Origin of the sequence: Emergencia timonensis, from assembly GCF_900086585.1 — a bacterium.
GTDB lineage: Bacteria > Bacillota > Clostridia > Peptostreptococcales > Anaerovoracaceae > Senimuribacter > Senimuribacter timonensis.
Genome location: NZ_FLKM01000009.1, coordinates 2,279,029 through 2,288,933, shown reverse-complemented (window position 1 = coordinate 2,288,933; position 9,905 = coordinate 2,279,029). Strand labels below are relative to the sequence as shown.

Sequence of the window (9,905 nt, the reverse complement as noted above, 5' to 3'; positions counted from 1 at the left end):
AAAATGAAAGAACAGATTATGTCCCTGCTGGATGACTGGAAAGAAAAACAGCCGCCGGAGCTGGCAAAAGCCCCGAAAAAGCAGGAACTTGACAAGTAACAACTTCGAGACACTTTGTCCCGAGGGCCCCGCCCTCGCGCAGAGGCTCTGGTGGTATATATCCCCCGTCGCCGCCTGTTTTTTAGTACAGCCGGGAGTGGGCCGTCAAGGGTGCAGCGCACCGCCGTTTTCGGCGGCTCGCCCTTGACGGTCTGCCCCGGCTGTGCTATTTCCCCGGCAAGCGGCGGGGGTATATCCTCCAGAGCCGCCCCCTTTCCCAAGACTGGGAAAGGGCGTGGGGTTTGGGTTGAACTTTCTTATTAAAATATCGGAGGTATGAACGATGAAACGACCCCTTGCTTATATCACCGCTGCATGGCTCGGCGGCGATAGCGAAAACGCAGAACTGGCGGCGCAGTATTGCCGCACCGTGTATGAGGCAGGCTTTTCTCCTATTTGTCCGCCTTTGTACTTGCCCCTGTTTCTCAATGATGCTGTTCCCGAGGAGCATAAAAGCGGCATCGACATGAGCCGTGACCTGCTCCGCCGTTCTCATGTGCTGGTTGTCTGCGGGCACAGTATGACCGAAGCCATGAAAAATGATATTGCCGTGGCCCAGCGGCTGGGAATTACGGCAACAACCCTTGAGGGCATCCTGACCGTCAAGGGACAGGGCCGCCGCTAATGGCAACCCTGTTTGAAGCCTACGTTACCAACGCCGGAAAGTACAGCGAGGGCCAGCTTGTGGGTGAAACACTGAAATTTCCCACAACCGCCCAGGAGGTGGAGGCTCTTTTGAAACGGATCGGCGTGGATGGCGTCCGCTATCAGGAAATTTTTATTACCTCTTTCGATGGGGATGTGCTGGGGCTCTATGACCATTTGAGCGAGTATGAAAATCTGGACGAGCTTAATCATCTGGCCTGCCTGCTTTCCGAGCTTACCTCATCGGAGCTGGAAACACTGGAGGCCGTCCTCGACAGCGGCGATCACTGTTCTTCGGTGCGGGACATCATCAATCTGACACAAAATCTGGACTGTTACGGCTTTTACCCCGGCGTATCCGATGAGGAAACGCTGGGGCGTATTTATGTGGACGATCTGGAAATGTTGGATGTGCCGGATCAGGTAAAACCGTATTTCGATTATGAGGCGTATGGCCGGGATGCCTGCATCCACGAAAACGGTCATTTTGCCCCGGGCGGCTATATTGTCAAAGAAAGCGATCATTTCGTGGAAGTGTATCACGGCTTGCAGGATATTCCCAAGGAGCATAAGGTGTTTTCTTTCCCGAAGCTCTCTATCCGGGAGCAAATGGCGGCCTATCAGGAAATCATAGACGGTTCTTCGCTGGAGGGCTACCGTCAAATGCAGAAAAAAGACCGTGGAGATCGGTGATGGCACTTCGAGACAAATTGTCCCAAGAAAGGAGGCGGTGTAACTGATTGATGAAGATATTTCCCGGCGCACGATAGCCATATCTGTAAAAACAACCAAGCTGACGGCGCGGGGACTGGCGTATGTGCTGGGTATGGTGGGCCGGAAGATCCACAAGGCATACCGTGGGCGGCAAACACCACACGGCAAGCAAAGTGTGCGAAAGCTCATGGCACACGGTACATCCACAAACAGCATCGAGCTATCCGGGGATGCCAAGTCCTTTGACCGCGTGGCCCGGAAATGGAATGTAGACTATGCGTTCTATAAAACCGGGCCGGACAAATACCTGCTGTTTTTCAAGGCTGGACAGGCAGACGCAATGACCGCCTGCTTTTCTGAGTATTCCCGGAAAGTGTTAAGCAAAGCAAAATCGAACCGTGTTCCCATCCGAGAACAACTGCAACAGGCGGCGGATCAGCTTTCTAAAGAAAAGCCGAAACAGAAAGAACGTGCAAAGGAGGTGGCCCATGAGGACAGATAAGATCAGAAAATATCTCATTCCAAACATTCCCTATCTGTTCATCCTGTGGGCGTTCCTCAAGCTGGGAACGGCCTACCGGCTGGCGGCGGGTAACGATTTTGCACATAAGCTCATCGGGCTGGGCCAGACGATTGGCCCGGCCTTTGCTGACTTTGCACCCGGTCTTGCCCCGCTGGATTGGCTTATCGGTATTGTAGGAGCCGTTGGTTTCCGGCTGCTGATCTATTTCAAAAGCAAGAACGCTAAGAAGTTTCGGCGGGATGCAGAATACGGCAGCGCCCGGTGGGGAACGGAAAAAGACATCAAACCGTTTGTTGATCCGAAGTTTGAAAACAACGTGATTTTGACCGGGACGGAGTTTCTCACGATGAATACCCGCCCGAAAATTCCCGCAAATGCCCGAAATCTGAATTGCTGTATTATCGGCTCGTCCGGCTCCGGCAAAACCCGCTTCTGGCTCACGCCCCAGCTTTTACAGGCTCATTCCTCTTATGTGGTGGTCGATCCCAAAGGCGGTGTGCTGGGACAGGTCGGGGGTTTCCTGCAAAAACGCGGGTACAAAATCAAGGTATTCAACAGCATAGATTTTTCAAAATCCATGCACTATAACCCGCTGGCGTATATCCGCAATGAGGCCGATATTCTGAAATTCGTGGATGCCCTGATTTCCAACACAAAGGGCGAAGGCAAGGAAGGCGATCCATTCTGGACGAAATCGGAAACGCTTTTGTACTGCGCCCTGATTGCCTACATCATTTTCGAGGGGCCTGCCGAGGATCGGAACATGAACACCCTTGTGGATATGATTTCTGGCATGGAGGTCAAGGAGGATGACGAGGATTTTATGAACGCGGTGGACTATATGTTTGCCGGGCTCGAAAAGCGCAAGCCGGATTGCTTCGCGGTCAAACAGTATAAAAAGTACAAATTGGCCAGCGGCAAGACGGCAAAAAGCATTTTGATTTCCTGCGGTGCGCGGCTGGCTCCCTTTGACATCCCGCAGCTTCGTGAGGTCATGGCCTATGACGAATTGGAGCTTGACCGCATCGGAGATCGGAAAACGGCGGTATTCTTCATCATTTCCGATACCACGCAGACCTACAACTTTTTAGTGGCACTTGCATTTTCGCAGATGTTCAACCTCCTGTGTGAACGGGCGGACAATGTTCACGGTGGCCGCCTGCCGCACCATGTACGGGTGCTGTGGGACGAGGCAGCCAACACGGGACAGGTGCCCCAGCTCGAAAAGCTGGTCGCGGTTATCCGCTCCCGCGAGGTGAGTCTTTGCCTGCTGTATCAACAGTTGGCACAGTGCAAGGCCATTTACGATAAGCACGCCGAGACAATCCTCGGCAACATGGACAGCGTGGTGTTCCTCGGTGGCCGCGAAGCCAGCACTATCAAGGAAATCTCCGAGAACTGGCTGGGAAAAGCCACAATCAGTATGCAGACCGACAGCCGCTCCCGTGGCCAGTCGGAAAGCTACAGCCAAAACACCCAGCGGCTGGGCCGGGAACTGATGACCCCAGCCGAGCTTGCAACCATGCCGGGAGACAAATGTATTTTGCAGCTTCGGGGCCTGCCCCCGTTCTTCTCTCCCAAGTATGATCTGAAACGGCATCCGAACTACCGTTATACGGCGGAGGCCGATAAACAGAAAAACGCTTTTGACCTCGACAGGCTCATTAACCGCCGCAGGCGGCCCGGGCTGAACGAGGCGTGTACGATGTATGAGGTGGCTGTGCCGGACGATGCACTCACGGAAGAGGACGAGGACATCCTCAACTATGATGACATCGACGATCCAGACGCCTTTGCATAAACGCTTCGAGACAAAGTGTCCCGAAGTTTGTAACCTGCCGCCTGCATGGGCGGCTTTTTTGTTACCGGGAAAATCCCGGAGAAATGGAGGCTTATATGGCATTTTTCTCATCTGCAATCGACACTTTACAGACCCTCGTTATCGCGCTCGGCGCTGGCCTTGGCGTATGGGGTGTGGTCAATCTGCTGGAGGGCTACGGCTCGGATAACCCGGGCTCCAAGTCCCAGGGCATGAAGCAGCTCATGGCGGGCGGCGGCATCATCGTCATTGGCACCACACTGATCCCTCTGCTGTCTGGCCTGTTTTAAGGTAGGCGCTTATGGATTTTCTCACCGACTGGCTCACAAACTGGCTCAAAGAGCTTCTGATTGGCGGGATCATGGGAAACCTCGAAGGGCTTTTTGATACCGTCAATACCCAAGTCGGAGAGATTGCGGCACAGGTAGGGACTACCCCGGCGGCGTGGCACGCCGGGGTTTTCTCCCTGATCCGACAGCTTTCCGAAACGGTGATCCTGCCGATTGCCGGAATGGTGCTGACCTTTGTTGCCACTTATGAGCTCATACAGATGCTTTTGGAAAAGAACAATATGCACGAGGTTGACGTTGCGAACCTCTATAAATGGATGTTCAAAACGGCCTGTGCAATCTTAATCCTGTCAAACACATTCAATATCGTCATGGCCGTGTTCGATGTATCGCAGAGCGTTATCGCGCAGGCAGGCGGGCTGATTCAAGGCTCTACCGATGTTTCGGCGGATATGCTTGCCGAACTGGAAACCTCGCTGGAGGCGATGGACTTAGGGCCGCTTTTGGGGCTTTGGCTGCAGTCTGCGCTCATTGGATTTACGATGAAGGCGATGGGGATTATCATTTTCGTTTTGGTGTATGGCAGGATGCTGGAAATCTATCTGCTGACCAGTCTGGCCCCCATCCCCGTTGCTACGCTTTCCAACCGGGAGCTTGGCAGCACCGGGCAGAACTACATCAAGTCCCTGTTTGCCGTAGGCTTTCAAGGGCTGCTGATCCTCGTATGTGTTGCAATTTACGCGGTGCTCATTCAAGGCATCGCAACAAGCGGCGATCCCATCGGGGCAATTTGGGGAACTGTGGGCTACACGGTTTTGCTTTGCTTCATGCTCTTTAAGACCGGGAGCATTGCCCAGCGTATCTTTGGCGCTCATTAACAGGAGGTGGTGCTTATGCCGAGAAGATACGGGGCAGACGGAACGCGCTTATGGAACGGAAAAATGCCGGAGGAGTTTACTGAGGCAGACGCTTACCGCTTTATGGCGGAAACAGAGGCCGTCCTGCAAAGAAAAGAGTTGATGGACGACCCCGCCCAGCCTGCTCCGGCAAGCGGAAAGGAGGAATTTTATCTGAGTAAGAAAGACGATGTATTGCTGACCCCGGAGCAGATTGCTGCGGAGGAACGGCGCTGGCTGTTTGATGCTCCCATCGCGGAGCTTGCAGAAGTCAAGGGCGTTAGCATTGATGAGGCAGTAAAAATGCGGACAGATGCTGTCTTGCAGGAGGCGGTTGTTCCGATCACGGTATCTGTCCGCCCGATTGAGCCGCAGGGAAAACTGATCGGCTTCGCCAGCGTCAATTTTGGCGGTGTGGTCATCGACGATTTTAAGGTTGTGGATGGGAAAAACGGGATTTTCCTCGGCGCTCCCTCTAAACCTGATCCTGCCAGCCGGACGGGATATCGGGCTACGGTTCGGATTCCTGACCGAGCCACACAGGAACGGATTAACGCGGCTGGTGTGGAGGCGTATCATGCGGCGGTGGAACAGCTTGTTGCACGGGCCCAGGCGGTACGGCCTGCCCCGATCAAGGAGCAGATGGCCGAGGCTGCAAAGCAAGCGGGAAAAGAAAACGCTGCCCGGCCTGCGCCTGCCAAGGCAAAGGAGGCCCGTAATGACCGATAGCCGCACTTTGGGACAAAGTGTCCCGAAGGAGGGCTTGTTTCTCATGGATGGCATTGAGGGCCTGCGCTCCCTGCCCAAACATAGCGTGGATATGCTGTTGACTGATCCGCCTTACGGCACAACCCGGAATTATTGGGATGTGCCCCTGCCGCTCCCGGAGCTGTGGGAGGCGGTGAAATGGGCGGTCAAGCCGAATGGCGCAGTGCTGTTTTTCGCACAGTGCCCCTTTGACAAGGTGCTGGGCGCATCCAACCTCGCCATGCTCCGCTATGAGTGGATTTGGTACAAAGAGCGCGGAACGGGCTTTCTCAATGCAAACCGGGCTCCACTGAAAAAGTCCGAGAACATCTTGGTGTTTTACCAGAAGTCCCCGGTCTACAATCCGCAGTTTACTTACGGCAAGCCATATACCCGCGTTCATTCCCGAAGTGGTACAAGCTCCAACTATGGAAAATTTGAACGGCAGGGCTCGGAGTCCAACGATGGCCGCCGTTATCCCGGAAATGTGCTTTTTGTGCCTACGGTGTCCGGCGGCATCCATCCCACACAGAAGCCCGTGGAGCTTTGTGAGTATCTGATCCGCACCTATACCCGCCCCGGCGAATTGGTCGCGGACATTTGCGCGGGCTCCGGCACAACCGCGATTGCAGCTATCAACACAGAACGCCGCTTTGTATGCTTTGAAACGGCCCCGGCCTTTTATGCCGCTGCCAGTGAGCGTATTCGTGCGGCGCAGGCGGCAAAAAGTTCTGGCGAGAAAGGAGTGTAATTATCCAGCAGTATTCTATCATTTACGCTGACCCGCCGTGGCGCTACTCGGCTAAGAAAGTACAGGGCGCGGCGGAAAACCATTATCCCACTATGAGCATTGAGGAGCTATGTGCGTTGCCTGTGGCTGATCTTGCAGCCCCGGACAGCGCACTCTTTTTATGGGCCACTTTCCCGCAGCTCCCGGAGGCGCTCCGGCTGATCGAGGCTTGGGGCTTCAACTATAAATCCGTTGCTTTTGTCTGGCTGAAAAAGAACAAGAAGGCGGATAGCTGGTTTTACGGCCTTGGCTTCTGGACAAGAGGCAATGCAGAAATTTGCCTGCTGGCAACCAAGGGCCACCCGAAGCGGCAGGCTGCCAACATCCATCAATTTATCGTTTCCCCGATTGAGGCCCACAGCAAAAAGCCGGACGAGGCCCGCGTCAAAATCATTTCCCTGATGGGCGATCTGCCCCGCGTGGAGCTCTTTGCCAGGCAGACCCCGCCCGGCTGGGCTGTATGGGGAAATGAAGTAACACCAACCATCCCGGACTTTAGGACACATTGTCCCGAAGTACAGAAAGGAGTGTGATCTATGCCCTATGTAAACGTACCAAACGATTTATCCAAAATCAAAACAAAGATGGCTTTCAACCTCACCAAACGCCAGCTTGTCTGCTTCGGCAGCGCGGGCGCAGTGGGGATTCCGGCCTATCTGCTGACCCGTGGCACCCTCGGCAATACCGGGGCGATGTTTCTCATGCTGGGAATTATGCTCCCGGCGTTCCTGCTGGCGATGTATGAAAAGGACGGCTTGCCCTTTGAAAAGGTTGTGCGAAACATCATCCGGGCCAAGTTTCTAAGGCCGGGGATCAGGGCCTACCGAACCGAAAACATTTATGCGCCCTTTGCCGGGCCGGGCGCTGGAAAGGAGGATGTGATTGAAAAACACAAAGAAGAAAAACGGAGCCGCCGCCAAGGGTAAAGGCCGGGCGGCCCTGTCTGCCCAGCAGACAATCCCGTATCTGTCCATGCACCCGGACGGTGTGTGCAAGCTCCCGGGTGGGCTCTATACAAAAACCGTGGAATATGAGGACATCAATTACTCCGTGGCATCCACCGAGGATCAGACCGCCATATTCAGCGGATGGAGCTCATTTCTCAACTACTTTGACAGCTCGCTGCCGTTCCAGCTTTCCTTTATCAACCGCCGTTCCCATTCCCGCAGCCGCTATCAGGTCAATATCCCGAAAGCGGATGACAACTATAACAGCGTCAGGGACGAGTTTACCGGGATGCTGAAAAATCAGATTGCCAAAAGCAACAACGGCATTGAACGCTCAAAATACATCACCTTTGGCATACCCGCCGAGGGGATTGCGGAGGCACGGCCCCGTCTGGAGCGTGTGGAGGCCGATGTCATGGGAAACTTTAAGCGGCTGGGCGTTCCCTCGGAGCCGATGGACGGGCGGGCCCGCCTTGCGCTGCTTCATAGCCAGATGCCCCCGGGGAGCCGCGAGCCGTTCCGCTTTTCGTGGAAAGACATCCCGCAGACCGGGCTTGGCACAAAAGACTTTATTGCCCCGGACAGTCTCGACTTCCGCCAGTCCCGCACATTCCGTATCGGCCAGTATTGGGGCGCGGTGTCCTACTTGCAGATTATGGCATCGGAGCTTTCGGATAAGCTGCTGGCGGAAATCTTGGAGCTGGATGCGGAAATGACCGTGACCATGCACATTCAGACCGTGGATCAGCTCAAGGCAATTAAGACCATCAAGGGGAAAATCTCGGACATCGGAAAAATGAAAGTGGAGGAACAGAGAAAGGCTGTGCGCTCCGGCTATGACCCGGATATTCTTCCCCCTGACCTGATTACATTCAGCAAGGACGCAGCGGAACTTCTGGCTGATTTGCAATCCCGCAATGAGCGAATGTTTCTGCTGACCTTTACGGTGGTAAACCTTGCTCCTAACCGCCAGCGGCTGGAAAACGATGTGTTTACCGTGGGCGGTATCGCGCAGAAATACAACTGCGCTCTGCGCCGTCTGGACTGGCAACAGGAACAGGGCTTTGTTTCCTCGTTGGCCCTTGGTTACAACGAGGTAGAAATCCAGCGCGGTATGACCACCAGCTCCACAGCCATCTTTATTCCTTTTATGACAAGGGAGCTCCGCATGGCTGGGCAGGCCCTCTACTATGGCATGAACGCACTTTCCCACAATGTCATCATGGCTGACCGCAAAAAGCTGAAATCGGCAAACGGGATGTATTTGGGCTCTACGGGTTCCGGCAAGAGTTTTGCCGCAAAGCGTGAGCTTTTGAATGTATTTCTTACCATCCCGCAGGATCGGATCATCGTGGTTGACCCGATGGGCGAATATGCGCTCCTGGTGCGAAGGCTGGGCGGCCAGGTGATCGAGATTGCCCCGGACAGCCCGCACCATCTCAATCCGATGGATGTGGAGCTCAATATGGCCGCCGGAGAAAGCCCGCTTTCCATGAAGGCGGATTTTCTTTTGTCCCTATGCGAGCTGGTGGTCGGCGGCAAGGAAGGCTTGCAGCCCATTGAAAAGACGGTCATTGACCGCTGTGTGCGTTTGGTGTACCGGGAACAGGCGCTCGGACTGGAAACTGCAAAAACACCGCTGTTGCAGGATTTGTACGAAGAGCTCTTACGCCAGCCGGAGCCCGAAGCCCGGCGCGTGGCAACTGCCTTAGAGCTTTATTGCACAGGCTCCCTCAATCTCTTTAACCATCCTACCAACGTCAAGACGGACAGCCGTGTGGTGTGCATCGTTCTGAAAAACATGGGCGAAAACCTTAGAAAGATTGCAATGCACATCACAAATGAGTTTGTTTCGCAGGCGGTGGATCAGAACTTCCACGAGGGCGCGGCAACTTGGTGCTACTTTGACGAGTTTCACATTCTGCTCCGTGATCCACTGACAGCCAGCTACTTTGTGGCGGTCTGGAAAATGCTGCGTAAAAAAGGATGTGTGCCGTCTGCTTTGACGCAGAACGTCAAAGACCTTTTGGCAAGCCGTGAAATCGAGAACATTCTGGACAACACGGATTTTATGATTCTGCTTTCGCAGGCGCAGAGTGACCGTACCATTCTGGCAAAACAGCTCGGTATTTCCGAGCACCAGCTTTCCTATATCACACACAGCAATTCCGGCGAGGGGCTGTTGTTCTATGGAAATGTGACCATCCCGTTTGTGGATCGGTTCCCTCGCGGAGAAATCTATGACCTGCTGACTACCCGCCCGGAGGATATGAAGAATGAAACGAAAAACGAATAAGGCCAAGGAGGAGGCTTGGTCGCAGACCGCCCACGCCCCTGACGAGGAGCAGTCCGGGCCGGAGGCTTCCGACACTTCGGGACAAAGTGTCCCAAAGTCCAAGTTCCGCAAAAAGAGCCAGCAAGAACAGGCTGCGGCA

Annotated in this window: 11 protein-coding genes; all 11 read left to right on the top strand. The window is 54.4% G+C overall.

The genetic code is table 11. The features are described from left to right. The first annotated feature begins 382 nt into the window (after positions 1–382). The 11 genes from BN6539_RS21695 (at position 383) to BN6539_RS21645 (ending at position 9,766) form a co-directional block, all read left to right on the top strand. A complete protein-coding gene (locus BN6539_RS21695; RefSeq protein ID WP_003020223.1) occupies positions 383–724 on the top strand; it encodes a DUF7768 domain-containing protein in 342 nt (113 codons plus the stop codon). Continuing rightward, positions 724–1,437, top strand: a complete 714-nt coding sequence (locus BN6539_RS21690; RefSeq protein ID WP_067543274.1) for an antirestriction protein ArdA — start codon at positions 724–726, stop codon at positions 1,435–1,437. The genes BN6539_RS21695 and BN6539_RS21690 overlap by 1 nt, the downstream gene beginning before the upstream one ends. A gap of 43 nt (positions 1,438–1,480) precedes the next feature. Continuing rightward, the gene (locus tag BN6539_RS21685; protein WP_330385125.1) at positions 1,481–1,960 is read left to right on the top strand and encodes a PcfB family protein; all 480 of its coding nucleotides are present in this window, start codon (positions 1,481–1,483) and stop codon (positions 1,958–1,960) included. Next, the gene (locus BN6539_RS21680; RefSeq protein ID WP_067543268.1) at positions 1,947–3,782 is read left to right on the top strand and encodes a VirD4-like conjugal transfer protein, CD1115 family; all 1,836 of its coding nucleotides are present in this window, start codon (positions 1,947–1,949) and stop codon (positions 3,780–3,782) included. The genes BN6539_RS21685 and BN6539_RS21680 overlap by 14 nt, the downstream gene beginning before the upstream one ends. 95 nt (positions 3,783–3,877) lie before the next feature. Next, positions 3,878–4,090 carry a Maff2 family mobile element protein gene (locus BN6539_RS21675; protein WP_044963257.1) on the top strand — a complete coding sequence of 71 codons (213 nt, stop codon included), beginning with the start codon at positions 3,878–3,880 and terminating at the stop codon, positions 4,088–4,090. A 71-nt stretch (positions 4,091–4,161) separates the two neighbouring features. Then, positions 4,162–4,968 carry a VirB6/TrbL-like conjugal transfer protein, CD1112 family gene (locus tag BN6539_RS21670; protein ID WP_456318619.1) on the top strand — a complete coding sequence of 269 codons (807 nt, stop codon included), beginning with the start codon at positions 4,162–4,164 and terminating at the stop codon, positions 4,966–4,968. Between the two features lie 15 nt (positions 4,969–4,983). Continuing rightward, the gene (locus tag BN6539_RS21665; protein WP_067543265.1) at positions 4,984–5,715 is read left to right on the top strand and encodes a septation protein SpoVG family protein; all 732 of its coding nucleotides are present in this window, start codon (positions 4,984–4,986) and stop codon (positions 5,713–5,715) included. Next, on the top strand, positions 5,705–6,484 hold the full coding sequence (locus tag BN6539_RS21660) for a DNA-methyltransferase (protein ID WP_067543262.1): 780 nt from the start codon (positions 5,705–5,707) through the stop codon (positions 6,482–6,484). The genes BN6539_RS21665 and BN6539_RS21660 overlap by 11 nt, the downstream gene beginning before the upstream one ends. Further along, positions 6,484–7,056 carry an MT-A70 family methyltransferase gene (locus BN6539_RS21655; RefSeq protein WP_067543258.1) on the top strand — a complete coding sequence of 191 codons (573 nt, stop codon included), beginning with the start codon at positions 6,484–6,486 and terminating at the stop codon, positions 7,054–7,056. The genes BN6539_RS21660 and BN6539_RS21655 overlap by 1 nt, the downstream gene beginning before the upstream one ends. A 3-nt stretch (positions 7,057–7,059) precedes the next feature. After that, the gene (locus BN6539_RS21650) at positions 7,060–7,449 is read left to right on the top strand and encodes a PrgI family protein (protein WP_015563852.1); all 390 of its coding nucleotides are present in this window, start codon (positions 7,060–7,062) and stop codon (positions 7,447–7,449) included. Continuing rightward, a complete protein-coding gene (locus tag BN6539_RS21645; RefSeq protein ID WP_187375553.1) occupies positions 7,406–9,766 on the top strand; it encodes a VirB4-like conjugal transfer ATPase, CD1110 family in 2,361 nt (786 codons plus the stop codon). Before BN6539_RS21650 ends, BN6539_RS21645 begins: the two co-directional genes overlap by 44 nt. Positions 9,767–9,905: the final 139 nt, after the last annotated feature.

Coding starts and splice junctions, on each gene's coding strand:
- BN6539_RS21695 (WP_003020223.1), top strand. CDS start 383: ATGAAACGACCCCTTGCTTATATCACCGCTGCATGGCTCGGCGGCGAT.
- BN6539_RS21690 (WP_067543274.1), top strand. CDS start 724: ATGGCAACCCTGTTTGAAGCCTACGTTACCAACGCCGGAAAGTACAGC.
- BN6539_RS21680 (WP_067543268.1), top strand. CDS start 1,947: ATGAGGACAGATAAGATCAGAAAATATCTCATTCCAAACATTCCCTAT.
- BN6539_RS21675 (WP_044963257.1), top strand. CDS start 3,878: ATGGCATTTTTCTCATCTGCAATCGACACTTTACAGACCCTCGTTATC.
- BN6539_RS21670 (WP_456318619.1), top strand. CDS start 4,162: ATGGGAAACCTCGAAGGGCTTTTTGATACCGTCAATACCCAAGTCGGA.
- BN6539_RS21665 (WP_067543265.1), top strand. CDS start 4,984: ATGCCGAGAAGATACGGGGCAGACGGAACGCGCTTATGGAACGGAAAA.
- BN6539_RS21660 (WP_067543262.1), top strand. CDS start 5,705: ATGACCGATAGCCGCACTTTGGGACAAAGTGTCCCGAAGGAGGGCTTG.
- BN6539_RS21650 (WP_015563852.1), top strand. CDS start 7,060: ATGCCCTATGTAAACGTACCAAACGATTTATCCAAAATCAAAACAAAG.